At 64.3% G+C, this 16,541-nt stretch carries 17 protein-coding genes; all 17 read right to left on the minus strand.

The genetic code is table 11. From position 1 onward, the window contains the following. Window positions 1-5: 5 nt before the first annotated feature. On the minus strand, window positions 6-758 hold the full coding sequence (locus MF134_RS10050) for a phytanoyl-CoA dioxygenase family protein (protein WP_255339297.1): 753 nt from the start codon (window positions 756-758) through the stop codon (window positions 6-8). Next, complete coding sequence (locus MF134_RS10055; protein WP_255339298.1) at window positions 745-1,722, minus strand: hypothetical protein; 978 nt, start codon at window positions 1,720-1,722, stop codon at window positions 745-747. Before MF134_RS10055 ends, MF134_RS10050 begins: the two co-directional genes overlap by 14 nt. Next, complete coding sequence (locus MF134_RS10060) at window positions 1,719-2,693, minus strand: thiamine pyrophosphate-dependent enzyme (RefSeq protein ID WP_255339299.1); 975 nt, start codon at window positions 2,691-2,693, stop codon at window positions 1,719-1,721. The genes MF134_RS10055 and MF134_RS10060 overlap by 4 nt, the downstream gene beginning before the upstream one ends. After that, entirely contained in the window at window positions 2,680-3,273 is a 594-nt protein-coding gene (locus MF134_RS10065) for a dTDP-4-dehydrorhamnose 3,5-epimerase family protein (protein ID WP_255339300.1), read from the minus strand. The genes MF134_RS10060 and MF134_RS10065 overlap by 14 nt, the downstream gene beginning before the upstream one ends. Then, window positions 3,270-4,082: a class I SAM-dependent methyltransferase gene (locus MF134_RS10070; protein WP_255339301.1), complete on the minus strand. Its 813-nt coding sequence runs from the start codon at window positions 4,080-4,082 to the stop codon at window positions 3,270-3,272. Before MF134_RS10070 ends, MF134_RS10065 begins: the two co-directional genes overlap by 4 nt. Window positions 4,083-4,126: 44 nt before the next feature. After that, window positions 4,127-5,050 carry an NAD-dependent epimerase/dehydratase family protein gene (locus MF134_RS10075; protein WP_255339302.1) on the minus strand — a complete coding sequence of 308 codons (924 nt, stop codon included), beginning with the start codon at window positions 5,048-5,050 and terminating at the stop codon, window positions 4,127-4,129. Next, complete coding sequence (locus tag MF134_RS10080) at window positions 5,047-5,976, minus strand: NAD-dependent epimerase/dehydratase family protein (protein WP_255339303.1); 930 nt, start codon at window positions 5,974-5,976, stop codon at window positions 5,047-5,049. Before MF134_RS10080 ends, MF134_RS10075 begins: the two co-directional genes overlap by 4 nt. Then, a complete protein-coding gene (locus tag MF134_RS10085) occupies window positions 5,973-6,818 on the minus strand; it encodes a phytanoyl-CoA dioxygenase family protein (RefSeq protein WP_255339304.1) in 846 nt (281 codons plus the stop codon). Before MF134_RS10085 ends, MF134_RS10080 begins: the two co-directional genes overlap by 4 nt. Window positions 6,819-6,854: 36 nt before the next feature. Next, window positions 6,855-8,756 (minus strand): B12-binding domain-containing radical SAM protein, encoded by a 1,902-nt coding sequence (locus MF134_RS10090; RefSeq protein ID WP_255339305.1) that lies wholly within the window; start codon window positions 8,754-8,756, stop codon window positions 6,855-6,857. A 224-nt stretch (window positions 8,757-8,980) separates the two neighbouring features. Beyond that, window positions 8,981-9,733, minus strand: a complete 753-nt coding sequence (locus MF134_RS10095; protein ID WP_255339306.1) for a cephalosporin hydroxylase family protein — start codon at window positions 9,731-9,733, stop codon at window positions 8,981-8,983. After that, window positions 9,730-10,968 carry a methyltransferase domain-containing protein gene (locus MF134_RS10100; RefSeq protein WP_255339307.1) on the minus strand — a complete coding sequence of 413 codons (1,239 nt, stop codon included), beginning with the start codon at window positions 10,966-10,968 and terminating at the stop codon, window positions 9,730-9,732. The genes MF134_RS10095 and MF134_RS10100 overlap by 4 nt, the downstream gene beginning before the upstream one ends. Before the next feature lie 41 nt (window positions 10,969-11,009). Continuing rightward, window positions 11,010-12,023 carry a GHMP family kinase ATP-binding protein gene (locus tag MF134_RS10105; RefSeq protein WP_255339308.1) on the minus strand — a complete coding sequence of 338 codons (1,014 nt, stop codon included), beginning with the start codon at window positions 12,021-12,023 and terminating at the stop codon, window positions 11,010-11,012. After that, on the minus strand, window positions 12,016-12,492 hold the full coding sequence (locus tag MF134_RS10110; protein WP_255339309.1) for a dTDP-4-dehydrorhamnose 3,5-epimerase family protein: 477 nt from the start codon (window positions 12,490-12,492) through the stop codon (window positions 12,016-12,018). The genes MF134_RS10105 and MF134_RS10110 overlap by 8 nt, the downstream gene beginning before the upstream one ends. 31 nt (window positions 12,493-12,523) lie before the next feature. Further along, window positions 12,524-13,516 carry a GDP-mannose 4,6-dehydratase gene (locus MF134_RS10115; protein ID WP_255339310.1) on the minus strand — a complete coding sequence of 331 codons (993 nt, stop codon included), beginning with the start codon at window positions 13,514-13,516 and terminating at the stop codon, window positions 12,524-12,526. Window positions 13,517-13,535: 19 nt separating this feature from the next. Beyond that, window positions 13,536-14,777: an HAD-IIIA family hydrolase gene (locus tag MF134_RS10120; RefSeq protein WP_255339311.1), complete on the minus strand. Its 1,242-nt coding sequence runs from the start codon at window positions 14,775-14,777 to the stop codon at window positions 13,536-13,538. Continuing rightward, window positions 14,774-15,406 (minus strand): SIS domain-containing protein, encoded by a 633-nt coding sequence (locus MF134_RS10125; protein WP_457589967.1) that lies wholly within the window; start codon window positions 15,404-15,406, stop codon window positions 14,774-14,776. Before MF134_RS10125 ends, MF134_RS10120 begins: the two co-directional genes overlap by 4 nt. A 104-nt stretch (window positions 15,407-15,510) precedes the next feature. Beyond that, window positions 15,511-16,464, minus strand: coding sequence for an NAD-dependent epimerase/dehydratase family protein (locus MF134_RS10130; protein ID WP_255339313.1), 954 nt, complete (start codon window positions 16,462-16,464; stop codon window positions 15,511-15,513). Window positions 16,465-16,541: the final 77 nt, after the last annotated feature.

Below are 16,541 nucleotides of genomic sequence, written 5' to 3' on the forward strand. Positions count from 1 at the left end.
GCCGCTCAGCTGATCTTGAGCCGCATCACCTCGCGCTGCGCGTCGCTGACGCGGTCCATCAGCGCGTCGCTGAAGGTGAGATGGAACTTCGTCCAGTCCGGCATGTAGCCGACGCTGTAGCAGTAGTAGAGCGTGCGGCGCCCGCGACCCGAGACATTGGGAAAGCTGCCATGGGTCATGGCTTCGGTGAAGATGATCGCGTCGCCTGGCTCCGTATCGAGAGGGATCAGGCCGATCTCGTCGCCGCTCGCATCGCCGGGCCGGGGAAAATTCGCCTTGTGGGAACCGGGGATCGCCGCGAAGCAGCCATCCTCGATGCCGTGATTGGCGATGGGGAACACGACCTTGGTCAGGACGGAGAAGATCTGGCCGTTGCGGGCCTCGTAGTGCGCCTTCGGGTGAATCGGCGTTCCGGCCATGTGAAGCGGCGTTTCGCCGCCCTTCCAGTGGTAGATCGCATAAGTGTGGTTGAGGCGGAACAGCCCGAGGGTCGTTTCGCGGATGACGTCGAGGACTTGCGGGATGTCGATCAGCGCCTCGAATTCCGGCCCCGCCTCGGCGATGTTCGACAGATAGAGCTCTTCGGCGGTACGCGGCTTGCTGCACACGACATGGGGCGGCAGGGCCTCTTCGGCGGCATTCTCCATCTCGTCCATCCGCGCATTGATGCGCGCGATCTGTTCCGGCGAAAGCACGTTCTTCAGGACCACATAGCCGTTCAGGTCGAAGAGATAGCGGGTGAGCTCATCCATGGGCATGGCCGATTGTCCGGTCTGTCACTGAGAATTCGGATCTCGCGATCCATTCGAGAACGGCCGCCTCGTCCAGGACGAAGCGATCGGGATTGGGAGAGAGGTCGCGCCTGTCGATCCTGCGGTAAAGGGGCAGGGCACGGTGCGCAATGCCGCGATCGGCGAGGGCGCTCCGCAGGCGTTCGCCCGGGCGGTTCATCGAGCGGGAATCGTCGATCAGGATCAGCCGGCCGGTGCGCGCGACCGATTCGGCGATGGCCGTCCAGTCGATGCGATTGACGGCGGCGACCCCGAAGAGATCGGCCGGGTGCCCGGCCGCTGCCAGGACCGCGCGCAGGCTGCGTGCCTGAGGCCAGGCGAAGTTGAAGGCGACGACCGTGGCGGCATCGCCGGACGCGAGCTTGAAAATGCCGGCCTCTCCGTCGATCCCTTCCGGCGCTTCCTGGTCCGCGGCGCTGCGGAACAACCGCTGGCTTGGCGCCAGAAGGCGAAAGCCCGGTGCCACGAGATGACGTGCGATAATCGTCTCGGCCGCATTCGCATCAGAGAGTGCATAGGCCTCGAAGTCGCCGAGCGAACAGAAATCGGCGAGATTGTTCAATCGCGACTGGGGCCCTTCGAAGCCGCTGTCGACCACGATCGGCACGATGGTGAAGGAGCCGGTCGCGCCCGCCTGACGCGCCATGTTCCAGGTGTTGACCATCTGGTCGGCCGCAAGCAGCAGGAAATCGAGCTGCTTGACGAAGAAGATGGAGTCCACGCCTTCGAGCATCAGGCCGAAGCCGAAGCCGGCCATGGCGTTTTCGCAGTTCGGCGTGTTGATCGCCTCGATGCCTGCATGCACCGCAAGGTCTCGCGTCAGACCCGAGAGGCAGCTGGCGACGGTGATGTTCTGGCCGAAGCAGACGACGCGGTCCGCCCTGGCGAGCCGCTCCCTGATCGCGGCATTGATGATTTCGACAAAGGTCATGCCAGGAACCCGTCCAAAGGCGCGCGGGCTTCCGCGACAAGCCGGCGCCAGGTTTCGGCAGGAAGTCGGCCCGAAAGCCGATAGAGCGGATCGCGCTCGCTTTCTTCGATGATCGGCCCCGCTTCGTAGCTGATATGGGCCGCGCCGCCATGGTGGTAGTTGATGGTGCGTGGCGGCTTGCCTTCTTCGGTGACCTCCCGGTCGCCGAGGGTCGCCAGGGTCACTTCCACGATGGCCGGCCTCTGCGCTTCGGCGACGTCGGCCCGGAGCGCCGTCATCCCCTTGAGACAGGCCTCGGCGTCATCCCCGGAAAGTCTGCGAAAGGGAATCGCGAAAGCCTCGGCCAATCGCTGTAGATCCAAGGCGCAGCGGCGTTCGGCGACGCGGGTATACATCGACCAGTCATTGTTCTCGACGAGGAAGATCAGTGGCAGGCGCAGGCTCGTCGCCATCATGAGGGCTTCGTAAAAGGCGCCTTCTTCGAGCGCCCCGTCACCGGTCACCGCGAAAGTCACGGCGTCGGCCTGCTTGACCGCGCGGCCCTTCGCGACACCCACCGCAACGGGCAGGCAATTGCCGAGAATGCTCGACGTGTAGACGATACCGTTCTCCGGAGCGATCAGGTTCATCGCTCCGAAGCGGCCGCCGCCTGGCGCGTCCCTCTCCAGCCGGTACTCGGCGATTTCGGCCGCGAGATCGGCATTCCGGGCGATGTTGTAGTGAATGTTGCGGTGGGTCAGCAGCAGGCGATCATGCGCGCCCATCGCCATGGAGACCGCGACCGCGACGGCCTCGTGGCCGAGCGCCAGATGGATCGGCACCTGAAAGGCTCGCCGTTTGACGAGTTCGTTGACCACGAGCATCGACAGGCGCAGGCGCAGCATTTCCCACGCGAGTGTCTCCATCACTTCGCCGGCCTGCTCGATCGAATCTCGGGCAAGGGGAGACTTGCTGGTTTCAAAGGCTTCCATGGTTGGCTCTGAACTCGGCGAAGGAGGAATAACTGGCGTGCTCGTCCGATAGTTGCGGCTGGTGGTTGTCGAGCGGCCAGTCGATGGCCAGTTCCGGATCGTTCCAGGCGATACCCGCTCCGGCTGCGGCCGCATAGTCGCGATCGGCGAAGATGACCAGATCGGCGTGGGCCGAAAGGGAGAGGCAGCCATGGGCAAAGCCCGGCGGCACCTTCAGACCCGCTGCCCCGCCCTCCGCTTCCGGCGAGAGCCTGAAGCCCTGCCAGCGTCCGAAGCTGCGGCTTTGTCTGCGCAGATCCACCACTACCCAGAACATCTGGCCCGAGACGGCGGCGATGACCTTGCCTTCGCTGTGGGGGGCAAGTTGGCAGTGCAGGCCACGCAGGACGTACGGTTCGCGCGTTGCGGAGAAGAGTACCTGCTTGGCATCGACCGCCAGTCCCTCGGCCGTCATCCTTCCACCGGCCACGAGCTTCACCAGTGAACCGCGCCAGTCCACATGGCGTTGAAACGGTGCGGTGACGACCGGCGGCAAGACGGGATCGAAACAGGTCATGGCGTTGGATGGCGAGGTTGTCATGGGCGACCCGCCAGGACCGAAAGGGCGTAGTGCCCACGCGGGCTCTTCGTACGCCGCATCCGCAAGGAGGACAATCCGACCTCCGAGAGAAGGGTGATCAGTGCGGGTGGATCGAACATCCAGAGATGACAGGCGTTGAAGATGTCGTCTTCGGGTGGTCTGCGCTGAAAGGCGAGGGCGTCCGGCACCTCGATATAAAGCGCGCCTCCTGTGGCCAGATTGGCAGCGGCAGTCTGCAGGACGGCGCGCGGATCGGCGACATGCTCGAGCAGATAGTTCATCGTGATCAGGTGAAACAGCCCTGCCGCGAAGGCGTCATCGAAGCGGCGCTGAAAATAGCCGATGCCAAACCGTTCCACGAATTGGCCCTGCGCACCGGGATCGACGATCGCAGCCGACCAGTCGGAGGCGTTTCTGCCCGCCTGCTGCCGAAAGACATAGACGAAGATGCCGTTGCCGCCTCCGACATCGAGCATTCTCAGCGGTCGATCCCTGGCGTCCGCCAGCACGCCATCGGCCGTCAGTTCGCCAAGGTCCATGAGGATCGTCTCCGCGCGCCGCGCGGACTCCGATTCGGCGGGAGGCAGCGCTACGATCCGTTCGAACGTCGCTTCCGCGCTCTCGCGCCGAAAGCCGCCGGCCTGATCGCGATAGGCGTGATCATAGATGGTGTGGATGATCTGGGGATCGCGACCATAGCGCGAATAGTGAAAGCCGCACCGGGTGCAGCGCACCCACGCGCGGCGATAGCCTTCTTCGGAAACGCCGACGGCCCGTTCGTAGATGTCCGGCGTCTCATAGGAAAACACCGTGGACGCGTCCGGGCATCTGCAGATCAGACAGGCGTTCGGGATCATGCGTCAGGGCTTTCGACAGGCTTTGCCGGCAGCAGGCCCAGAAACTGCGCCACGTCCCGTAACCCGGCTTCGAGGTCGGTTTCGGCCCGCCAGCCAAGGGACTGAGACGCAAGGACGCCCGAGACGTTCCGGATGCTCGGATGGTCCGGGTCGCTTTCGACCAGTCGGCATTCGTGTCCGAGAAGTCCTGCAGCCGTCTCGACTACTTCGCGCAAGGTGATCGGCCGGTCCGGCTGGATGTTGAAGACCTCGAAGCCAGTGCGGTCTCGTGCTGCCAGAATCGCGCGCGCGATGTCGCCCACATGCAGAAAGCCGCGCGCCGTACGGGCGGAGCCCACCACGACGTTGCCGCCCTCGGCCACCTTGGCAAGAAGCGCCTCGACCGCCGACCAGTTGTCATGGCGCGGCCCGTAGATGATGCCGAAGCGCAGGACCGTGACCGCGATCTCGGGATGACGTGCCTGCTGTTGTTTCAGAAGAGCTTCGCCCGCCAGCTTCGAGAGCGCGTATTCGGAGGTGAGCGCCAGTGCGTCGATCGGCGTGTCTTCGGTTTTCGCAATGCCGGGATCGAACCGGTCATAGACCCACTCGCTGGATGCGAAGATCAGGCGGGAAATGTTCCGTTCGACCATGGCGCGAAACAGATTGGCCGTGCCGGTGACGTTGACGTCGAAGCACGCGACCGGATCGCGGCGGCAGTCGCTGTCGCGGGCGATGGCCGCCAGATGAACGACCGCGTCGATCCCTCCCGGGAGCCGCTTGGCGAGATCCGGGTCGCGAATGTCGGCTTCGATGAATTCGTCGCACGCTTCTGCCGGGGGCGCCCTGTCGAGCCCGACGACCCGAATGCCGGCTGCGCGGCATTGGCGAATGAGCTCGGCGCCGACGAAGCTCGACGCGCCGGTCACGAGAAGTGTCATGCCCACGCCCCCGCAGTCTGGCGTTCTCGGGCCCGCATCAGGCCATGGGCGAGCGAAAGCACGTTGTCGAGCGAGGTCGACTGCGGACGGAAACCCAATGCCTCGGCTGACCTGTCGAGCGAGAGGCGAGGGGGGAGGGCGGCCAGTTCGATCGCTTCGGCCGGCTCCTCCGTCTCCCAGGCGAGGCCAAACTCACGTTTCAGTGCATCGAGGATACGCATCTTGCTGGTCGGTGCAGCGCTGAGCAGATCGTAGCCGCCATTGCGCCGGCCCGCGCCGATCCAGGCGTCGATCAGCCCGACAAGGTCGCGGAGTCCCACATAGTCCCGGACGATATCGGCCGGCTGCGTCACGAAAACTGCCCTTTCCACCAGAGCGTCGAGCATTTGCGCGACCAGAAAATCGCTCCCGAGATCGATTTCAGGGCTGACATAACCGAAAAGCCGGACGTCCGCGATCGAATGGCGGGACAGGCGCCGGTGCCGATCTTCGGCTTCCAGCTTGGCGCGGGCATAGAAATTGTCGGGCGCGAGCGATGCTTGCGGTGCCTGCTCCGGCCTCAAGGCCCCCGCATAGTCGGGCCCGTAGATCGCGCCGGTGGAGAGGAAAACATAGCCGCAGGTCGGGTGGCGCTCGAGATAGGACAGGCAGAACGCGTCGAAATGGGCCGTCACATCGAGAATGTCGGCGCCTGCCGCGCGAATGCGCCCGGGGACGCCATCGCCGACGGCGTTGATGATGAGATCGAATTCTCCGTCAGCGAGGCGGTCGAACGGCAAGGCTTCGGCCTTGATCCCGTCTGCCTCGGCCAGGCTCGCCGCCCGGTCCGGTCGGCGCGCGAAAAGCGTCAGCCGGGCGCGATCGTGATAGGCGCGGGAAAGCCCGCGGCCGATCTGACCGGTCGCACCCAGAATGGCGATCCTCATGCCGCTTGCCGATCCAGCGGAAAGGCTCGGGTTTCGCCGGGCATGGCGGGCGTCAGGTCTTCGCTCCGGCAAAAGCGCATCTCGAAATTGTAGCGCATCCGCGACATGGATGGCTTGAAGCCCGTGCGATGAATCGACCAGCCGTCGAGACAGATCACGTCCCCGCGGTTCAGCACTGGCGACCAGGGCTCTACATCGCCAACGGCCTCACGAATGGCCGCCTCGTCGATCTCGAAATTCGAGTACATGCGCTGGCGCAGTTCGCCTGTCGCGCCGCGGCGCGAACAGTTCACGATCGCGTCGAGGGATTTCGGATAGAACTCCAGCCCCGGCGCCGAATGGCCGGCGCCATCGGTCAGCGGCACCCAGAAATTCAGGAGCCGGCCCGCCTGCATCCGCATCACGCTCGCATCCTGATGCGGCGGCACGGGACGGCCGATCTGGTCCGGCCCCTGCCGGCGGACATGACAGGCTTCCATCAACTGCGTGACCCGCTCCCCGAGATACCGGCGAATGATGTCAGTGAGCAGAGGCTGGCGGATCAGGGCTTCCATGGCCATGCGCATCGGCTGGCCGTCGCCGAGCGGCAGGTCGTCCTCGAAGGGCCTCAGAATGCCATAGGAATGGCAGCGTCGCTCGGTCTCGGGGCTCAGCGTTCCGGCCTGGTGGCCGGCATCGAGCGCAGCATAGCCGTCGAGGACCCGCCCCTCGATCGCCTCGATCGTCTCCAGCGGCATGGCATTGCGGATGACGAAGCAGCCGCAGCTTTCGAGCGCCGCCGACACGCGGGCGGGACCGAGACCCTCGGCCGGAGCGTCCAGTTCCTCGTCGGCGTGGCTCATCTGGATTGTTTCCCCGTTTCTGTCATCGGTGAGCGCTTAGGGCGCCAGCACCGTATCCTCGAATTGGCGGTGGTCCTGCGGCAGGGCGCCCGGCAGCAGCCGCGGGATCTCCTTGTTGCGGAAATCCGCCTCTTTCAGGTCGTCCACCGAAAGTCCAAAGGCCTGGAACCGATCGGCCCAATAGGGTGAACCGGCGAGCCGCCGTTCCAGACGCTCGATGATCGCCGGGTCGATCGTCCCGCCCAGACGGTGCTGCAGAAAGCCGGTGAAGTAGAGCGCAAAGCCGTGCTCGGGCGAGATCACGTCGCTCAGCGCGCCGAGATTCATGAGCTGCTGGCGGATCTTCGCGGGCCGCGTCTCGCCGAAGAGGCGATGGAAATTCAAATGATAGTTCATGAAGAACCAGATGTCGTCGAGCTCGGTGGCGCTCGGTACGGCATCCATGGCGATGGCGCGGAACGCCTCCTCGAAGTTCTGGGAGGCGAGGCGCAGGCCCATATCCACCTGATCCTGCTTGCCGTAGCCGCCAGAGTTGAAGCGGGTGTTCTTGCTGCCGACCGGCTCGATCAGCCCTTGCGCCACCATGGAGTCATAGATCGGCGTGTTGGGCAGCGGCTGCAGAATGGTGATGCCGCACCAGTCGAGATCCATCGCTCGCGCGACATTTATCGTGTCGTTGATCTGGCCGAGCGTCTCGCCGGGAAATCCGAGCATCAGGAAGACGCGGGCATGGATCTCCTCGAAGCGGCGCAGGACCTCCGCCGCCTTGAGGAAGTTGTTCACGGTGCCCGGCTTCTTCACCTGCTTCAGGATCTCCGGATTGCCGGATTCCATGCCGATATTCAGGGCGATGCAGCCGCTCGCCGCCATCGCCGCCACGACCTCCTCGGTGCAGGATGCCGCGATCACGCCATTCGTGGCATCCCAAGTGAGATCGAGGCCTCTTGCGACCATCCCGTCGAACAGGGCGATCGCCCGGGCATGGTCCTTGAGGAGATCGTCGTCGAGCCAGGTAATATGGCCGACACCGTGCACTTCCTTCAGATGCTGCAGCTCGTCGAGAACGTTCTCGACCGAGCGCTGGCGAACCGACTTGCCGTTGAAGCTGCGCACGCTGCAGAAGGTGCATTGGGCTCGGCAGCCGCGATTGGAGAGGCTCGTCGCGAAGCGCGTTCCACGCGGCTTGAAGCCGTGGAAATTGCCGATGACGCCAACCTCGGACAATTCCTCGATCGCGATCAGGTCGTGGGCGGGGAGGATGTCGAGATCGCCCGCGGCCGGCTGCGCCTCGCCGAAGAGCCGCACCCGTTCTCCGCAATTGGCATCATTCACCACGAGTTGGCCGAGCCGGTCCGTGTCGATCTCGCCGGCGACCGCGTCGACGAACAGGCCGAAAGCCCGGTCGGCCTCGCGCAGGAAGGCGAAATGCGCGGCGGGAATATCGTCCAGAACCCGATCGACGTCGTTCGTCACATGGACACCGCCGATCGCGACCGGAACGTCGTGGCCGGCAGCATGCTCGCAGACCCGCTTCAACGAAGGATGGGTCATCGTGAACATGCAGGTGACGCCGACGAGGTCGGGCGCGAAATCGGCGATCGCCGCCTCCAGTTCACGCTGCCAGACCGCGTCGAAATCGAACGCCGCCTCATCGGTGCAGCGATTGGCGGCCTTGAGGACGAGGTGGTTCAAATTGACGATCCGAACCGCGACGCCCTTCCGGCGCAGATTGGCGGCAAGCACGGCGAGGCCGTAGGGCGGATAGTTTGGGTAGCGGCGGCGCCGGGCGGTCTCGATGCGAAACAGATCCGCCTCTCCATCGGGCGGATTGACCAAGAGGACACGCTCGATGCGGCCTTTCGGAAACTGGCGCGCCAGGAAATCCGAGAGGGTCCATGCCCGGGGCGCGGATCGCGTCGCACTGTATTCCTCAAGCATCACTGCCGCAGACCGTCCCTGGCGTGTCGGACCCCGGCGAGATGGTCGCCTCCGGGCCCTGTCCGTCGAATCGGCTTTCAGGTCTACGCGTCGATTCGATGGGTCTCAAGCGTGGATCGCTCAAATCCGCCTTTCATGCTCGTGCGGGCCAAGGCCCGGACAAGCCACAGGAAATGCCCCGCGCCTTTGGTGATGGGCACAGGTGGCGCCCAGTGGTTCAAAGCTCAAGACGCCCGTCTGCGCAGGAAACCATCGGGCACGCAGGTTGCGCCGAAGCGCTCGAAATGCCGATCCGGCTCGAACTCCGACGTCGAGGCCAGAAACTCACGCAGCGCGGTAAGCGGATTGTCCTCCGCCCACTCCGGCTTGCCGCGCGGGATGTCCGCGACAAGCGCCTGTGCGCCATCCATCACCACCAGATAACTTCCGGGCGTGACCAGTCGTTCATAGAGGCGGATTTCTTCGGCCACATGCGCGTAACTGTGATTGCTGTCCAGGACCACCATCACCGTGCCGGCCCCTTCGCATCGCCGCTCGACCTGTTCGACCGTCGCGGGGTCGATCGAACTTGCCTCGACGAGATCGATGCGGTGGGCGAGGGGATGCGCTTCGATGGCGGTGCGGTTGTGCGGACGGATATCGACGTCGACGCCGATGACCCGGCCCTTGCCGATCAACTCCATGATCGCGGCATAGAGTGCCAGCGAACCGCCATGGGCGACGCCGCATTCCACGACCATGTCGGGCTGAAGGTGCCAAATCAGCTCCTGCATCGCGACGATGTCTTCGGGAAGCTGAATGATCGGGACACCGAGCCAGCGCGGCTCGTACATGCGCTTGAACTCTGCGGCCTGCTTCAGGCGCAAGGCATCGACGAGGGCCATGCCTTCTTCGGAGTAAAGATCGACGGTGGTTTCGCGGCCGCCGCTCGAGAGCGTCAGCTTCGCATCGCTCCCGGCCTCGACGTCTCGTCTCACGACACCGCCTCCAGATCCTGCAAGGCCGGGATCGGCACCACCATGCGCCCGCCGGAGCCGAGATAATCGGAAAACTGCCGGGCGATCTCTTCGGCGAAGTTCCAGGCGAAGACGATAACGAGATCCGGCCGGTCCTCCAGGATGCGCTCGGGCGCGACGATCGGAATGTGGCTGCCGGGCGTGACCCGGCCCTGTTTGAGGGTGTTGCGATCGGCGATGTAGTCGAGATCGTCCGGGCCGAGACCGAAAAAGGCGATCATGGTGTTGCCCTTGGCCGGCGCGCCGTAGCCGACGACACGGCCGCCCTTGCGCTTCATTTCGGCGATCAGATCGAGGAGGTTGCTGCGAATATCCTCGATCCGGGCCACGAGCGTCTCAAAGGGCGCCTTGGTCGTGAGGCCCCGCTCTTCCTCGAGCGCGGCGAGGGCGGCCACCGCCGGTGCGACCGGGCGCCGACCCTTGCGGCCCGCCCAAACCCGCAACTGGCCGTGATGGATCGGCAGCCGCTCGACATCGAACACTTCGAAACCGTGAGCGGCGAACAGCGCCTGCATGGGCGTGAGCGCCCAGTAGGAGACATGCTCGTGATAGATTGTGTCGAAGGCGCAGAGATCGAGTAAGTCCATCAGATAATGGGCTTCGAGAACGAAGACGCCGTCTTCGTCGAGCATGACGTCGATCGCCTGCATCAGACCGGAAAGATCCGGAATGTGAGGAAAGGTGTTGGTCATGGTGAGGACCGAAGCCGGGCCGTGCGTGTCCCTGAGCTGGCGCGCGAGGGCAAGATCGAAATAGCCCGTGGTCACCTCCGCGCCCTTGGCGCGCGCGGTCTCCGCCAGATTCGCGGCCGGGTCGACGCCCTGCCGTCTCTCGATTCTGGCTTTGCCAAAGCCTTCCAGCAGCGTGCCGTCATTGCAGCCGACGTCGACGACCAGCGCGGATGCGCCGAGATCGAGGCTGCGAACGATCTTCGCCGCCAGCCCATGAAGATGGTCGGTCAGCGTCGAGGAGGCCGATGACATATAGAGATAGTGATCGAACATCGCCGATGGCGGCACCAGATCGAGCAGTTGGGCGTGGCCACAGGCACGGCACAGGCTGAGCCGCAGCGGATAGAGCGTTTCACCCCCGGCGGCGGCCTCTTCCGGCTTCAGGAAGTTGTTGGCCGGCGCCGTCTTTCCGAGGTCGAGCACTTCGTCGACCTTCCCGCCGCCACACAGAAGACATCCAGCCAATTCTCTGGTCCTTTTCTTTGCCTTGTCGGTCCCGGCTGCGCCTAGCCCATGCCATAGCTGTGGATGCGCACGCCATTCGGCTCGTAGCCGACCTTCAACTCCCGCAGATCGCCCATCGCGCCGCGGATCGCGTCGTGTCGCTCAGGCGGCGCGAGAAACATGAGGAAACCGCCGCCGCCTGCACCGCAGAGCTTGCCGCCATAGGCGCCTGCGGCAATGCCGGCGCGATACCAGCCGTCGATGGCGCTGGAACTGATCGAGTCGGCCAATTGCCGCTTCATCTCCCAGCCCTCGTTCAAGAGACAACCGAGAGCAGCGACATCGATGCCGTCGAAGGTCATCTTGCGCATGTCGTCCGCCTGCGCCTTCATCGTGCGCAGCCGTTCGAGATTGAGGTCCGTGCGGGCGTTCTGGCTTTCCAGGACCTCGCCGGCGTCGCGGCTGATGCCGGTCCAGAACATCAGGATCGAGCGGAACAGCCCGTCGATCTCCCGCGGTGGCAGGGATTGGGGCTCGACGGTGACGCGATCGTTTTCCAGGAAGCGGAAATAGTTCAGGCCGCCAAAGGCCGCGGCGTATTGATCCTGCTTTCCGATCGGGCGCTGCAGCATCTCGATCTCGACCGTCGCGGCTTCCTCGGCAAGTTGCGCCGGCGAGACCCGCTCGCCCCTCAGAACATGGAGGGCCGAGAGCAGGCTGACCGCAAAGCTGGAGGAGGCACCGAGGCCGGACGAGGTCGGAATATCCGCAATGACGCCGATATAAAGCGGCGGATCGCAGGGGACCAGCTTCAGGCACTCCCGGACGATCTGGTTGCGGATCGCCTCGACATCGTCGACGATCTCGGCTTCCGAGTAGTTCAGCCGGTAGGTGCGCCCGAAGAACGGGCTGAGGCGCTTCACCGTGACATAGACGTGCTGGTCGATCGCCGAGGACAGAACGGCACCACCCTCGCGCCGGTAGAACGCCGGCAGATCCGTTCCGCCGCCCGCGAAACTGATCCGAAAGGGCGCGCTGGCGAGAATGTAGCCGGGCCCGCTCGCCAGACTACCCATGACGAACGCCCCAGTCGTAGGGAACATGATCGCCGAACGGATCGATGTAGATCAACTCGCCTGGATCGTGGGGCATGGTGGCGCAATTGGCGAGGATCGCCATCTTGTCGCCGAAAGCCTTATAGCCGTTGGTGATGCCTGGCGGAATCTTGACCAGCAGCCGGTTCTGTTCCCCCATGAAGACCTCGGTCAGATTGCCCCGTGTGGGCGATCCCTCGCGGTCGTCGTAGAGCACCAGTTTCAGCATGCCGACGACGCAGAAATTGTTAAGCGTCATACGGGTGTGTATGTGCCATGCCTTGACCACGTCCGGGTAGCCGCACGAAAAATAGATCTCGCCAAACTGCTCGAATTCCGGGTCGGAGGATTTGAGCATGTGGAAGATCGCGCCGCGCTCGTCGGGAATCGTGCGCTTGCGCACGATTTCGACGCCCTCGATCATCGAACCCTTCACGCCGTCGATGCTCATCTTTCGGCCTCCCGGCGCGTCGCCGTTGAAATCAGTGTGAGCCATTGGCAACGCGCTCGCGCCAATAGGCGAGCGTATCGCTCAAGATCTGTTCGTAGGAAAGACGCGGCTCCCAGCCCGTCAGCGCGCGGAACGGCCCGGTATCGGCGATCAACCGGGGCACCTGCGTCGGGCGAACGAACTCCGGATCGATGCGATAGGTGATGCCTTTCACCGTGGACATGGCGATCAGCGCTTCCAGCGCTTCCCGGAAGGTGTGGACCGAGGCTTCGTCCTCCGAGCCGATCAGGAACATCTCGCCCGCCGGCAGTTTCTCGCTTGCAAGCCCGTAGGCCGCGACCATGTCCTTCACATGGGTGAAGTTCCGCCGATCGTCGATATGGCCGACGCGAAGTTCCTTGCCCGCGAGGCCGGCTTCGGCAAGTGCGATCTGATAGGCGTACCAGGGAATACCGAAGACCTTCTCGCGGCGCGGTCCCTCATGGTTGAAGGCGCGGGTGCGCACCACGTCGAGCCCGTAGGAGGCGTGATAGACGTAGCCGATCAGATCCTGGGCCACCTTCGTCACGGCATAGGGGTTCACCGGGCGCAGCACCGTGGTGTCGCGGATGGGCAGTTCATGTTCCTCGATCTGGCCGTACTCCTCGCCCGAACCCGGGATCAGCAGTCGGGCCTTCGAGCCGGTCTGGCGCATCGCTTCGAGGATGTTGAGCGTGCCGTTGTAGTTCACCGCCATGTAGCGATGCGGGTTTTCCCAGGACGGGCTGACGAAGCTCTCGGCGGCGAAGTGGAAGATCCGGTCCGGGGTCGCCTTCTCGATCGCCGTTCGCGTCGAGACCGGATCGGTGAGATCGCAATCGATGAAGGTGAGGCGATCGGCAATGTGGCGGACATTGTCCATCCGCGAGAGATGCCACCGCTTGGTCGCGAAGAGCTTCGCCCCGGGGCGGCTCTCGAACAGGTATTCGGCCATGTGGGAGCCGACGAATCCGGTCACGCCGGTGATGAGGATGTGTTCGCTCATGCCGCTATGGTCTGCTGTCTCAGTTTGCCGCGGGCCGGGTTTGGGCCCTTTGGTCCAGAAAGTCGAGGAGGTCGGGAAGGGACTGGGCGAGACCCTTTTCGGGATCGACCGGGAAGAAGGGCTGGTCGGCCTTGGCCGCAGCCTCGCCGTCGCGCGGATCGTCGCCAACGAAGGGCGTGACGCTCAGATCCAGGGCATGGGCGCGCTGTGCCTCATACAACATTCCGGGGGCCGGTTTGCGGCAGTCGCAACCGTCGTCCCAGTGATGGGGGCAGTGGAAAACGTCGAGAATCTCGCCGCCCGCCGCGCGAGCCTCGTCGATCATCCGGACGTGAATGGAATCGAGATCGGCTTGCGTCATCATGCCGCGCGCGATCCCCGCCTGGTTCGTCACCACGATCACGTCGGCGCCATGGCCCTTGAGTGTCGCCAGAGCGTCCAGGGCGCCGGGCAGCCACTGCCATTCCTCGGGATTCGCGACATAGGTCCCGCGCGGGGCCTTGACGTTCAGGACGCCGTCCCGGTCGAGGATGACGCATGGCCGGCGCGTGAAGAAGCGGATGGCCTCGGACAGCTTCTCCGGGCTCCCGCAGCTATAGTAGCGATGCGAGGTCTCGAAGGCCGTGAGTTGGCCGCGCGAGGCGAGAAGGGGATAGATCGCCGCTTCGAACGAACAGTTGTCTTCGGGCAGGAGATCGACGACGTCGCGTTTCATCACGATGAAGCCAATATCGACGCCGGCAAGATCGGGGTCCGTCCGCGACTTGTCGTAGGAAGTCACGAATCCGTTCGCGTCGACGCGGATGTTGTCACGCGTGTGGCGGTCACGATTGCGGTAGACCGTCACCTGGGCGAGAGCTTCAGGCCGGGCTGAAAACGCCTGCCACATCCGGGCAAACGGCATCGGCCAGTAATTGTCGCAGTAAAGCAGGAGAAAGGCCGGATCGAGCTTGGAGAATGCACGCTTGACCCGGCGTCCCGTGTCGTCTTCTGCCGGGCCGAACGAATAGTCGATTTCAAGGCCGAAGCGACTGCCGTCGCCGCAATGATCGACGATCATTTCCGCCTTGTGACCGAGCAGCAGGAGAACGCGGGTGAACCCTTGCGACTTCAACAGTCGGAGAAGATGATCGAGAAACGGCCGGTCGCCCGCCATGACGAGCGGCTTCGGTCGATCCTGGGTGAGTGCGCCCAGCCTCGTGCCGAGCCCGCCCGCGAGGATGACCGCCTGGTCGGGCCTGCGCGCCGACCCCATGCTCATGGAGTTTTCCGTGTCTTGTCGCCACCGCAGGCCTGATCGAGCACCGCGTGAATGAGCGAGAGATGTGTAATCTCGACGAAGCCGTAGCTCGTCGAATCCACGAAGAAGTTGAGGTCGCCGAGACCGCGGAGGGCATTGTCGGGAGAAAAGCCCGACAAGGTGACGACCTCCATGTCGCGGCCGCGCGCCGTCGCTACCGCGTTGAGGATGTTCGGCGAGCGCCCCGAACTGCTGATCGCCATCAGAAGGTCGCCCGGCTGTCCGTGAATGCCGATCTGGGTCGAGAAGACGTTCTCATAGCCGAGATCGTTGCTCAGGCAGGTGAGGGCGGCCGCATCGTTGAAAGCCATCGCGCGAAGCGATCCGTTCTTGGCGTAGTCGATCGCCATATGGCTCGCGATAGCGGCGCTTCCGCCATTGCCGATGAAGACGAGCTTGCCCGGCCCGGCCGCGATATCGAGCGCGCGGTCCACGACCCGGTCGATGGCGACGCCGAGCGGAACGCCCTGGCCGCTGCGATCGATCACGCTGGTCGACTGTCCCAGACGAGACAATTCCTCGAAATAGGCGTCGATCGCGACATTCGGCGAATCGAAGGTCTCAGGCAGGGAAGCGGAGCGTGCGGTCATTCTCGTCATTCGAAACTGGCGGCGGCGCCGATACGATCAGCGAAACGCATGAAAACTGAATTCCGGAGCCGGCGGCCTGCAATACCGGCCGCCTCTCGGCGCGTTCAGGTCGCGCTCGTCCTCCACCGTTCCACAGCCTGACGCAGGCCATCATCGAGAACGATGCGAGGGACGAAGCCCAACTCGCCGGTCAATCTACGCGTATCGGCGACGATGCATGGCGCGTCGCCGGCTCGTTTCGCACGACTGCCGATTCGCAGCAAGTCGGCGCGTCCGGTGATGTCGGCAATTCTTCGTGCAATTTCAGCAATCGAGACCGCCACGCCTCGGGCAATGTTGATCGGTCCTTCCACGTCACTGAACAGGAGGGCGACCAGCGCCTCTCCCGCATCCTCCACCGCCATGTAGTCCCGCAGGAGATCGCCGGGACCGGTCTCGGCAACTTCGCCTCGGCAAAGCTTGCCGATCAGGTCGGGGACCAGCCGGGTCGGTTTTTCGCCGGGGCCATAGAGAAAAAACAGACGGGCGTGGGCCGCCGATATCCAAGCGCTTCGGCGCGCTTCTTCGACGTGGCGAAACAGGCCGATCTTCGCGTCCGCATAGGCGGTGACGGGCAGGAGCGGCGTTTCGGTTTCGTGGCAGGGGGCGGATGAGGCGGCGTATTCGGCACAACTGCCCGCTGTCACGAAACGCTTGCCCTCCGCACGGAGGAAGGCGTCGAGCAGGCGTTTGCTGGCGGCGAGCCACGCGGCGTTCTCGTCGCCCGTCAAATAGCTGCCGGCCTGTGTGTGCCAGGCGAGGTGCAGGAGCATATCGGGTCGCGCCTGCGCCATCAGCGCCTCGGGATCGTCGGTGAGGAGATCATGGCGCAGCCATTCGATCCGGCTTCCGCGAGGCGAGGGGCGCGGCGGCTGGGTGGTTGTACAGAGGATGGTGAGATCTGCGCGGCTCTCAAGCGCTGCAAGGACACTCCGCCCGACGAAACCGCCCGCTCCGGTGAGAAGAACACGCCCCCGACCGCCTTCATCCGGTCGCCATGCTTCCCGCCTCCTCGTCATGCCCGCCTTGGCCTCCATCCCTGGCTCAGTCTCGCACAAGGGGCGTCAAATTATACCGTTACGCGAATCGTCAAAGG

This window comes from Jiella marina (assembly GCF_024359545.1).
Lineage (GTDB): Bacteria > Pseudomonadota > Alphaproteobacteria > Rhizobiales > Rhizobiaceae > Jiella.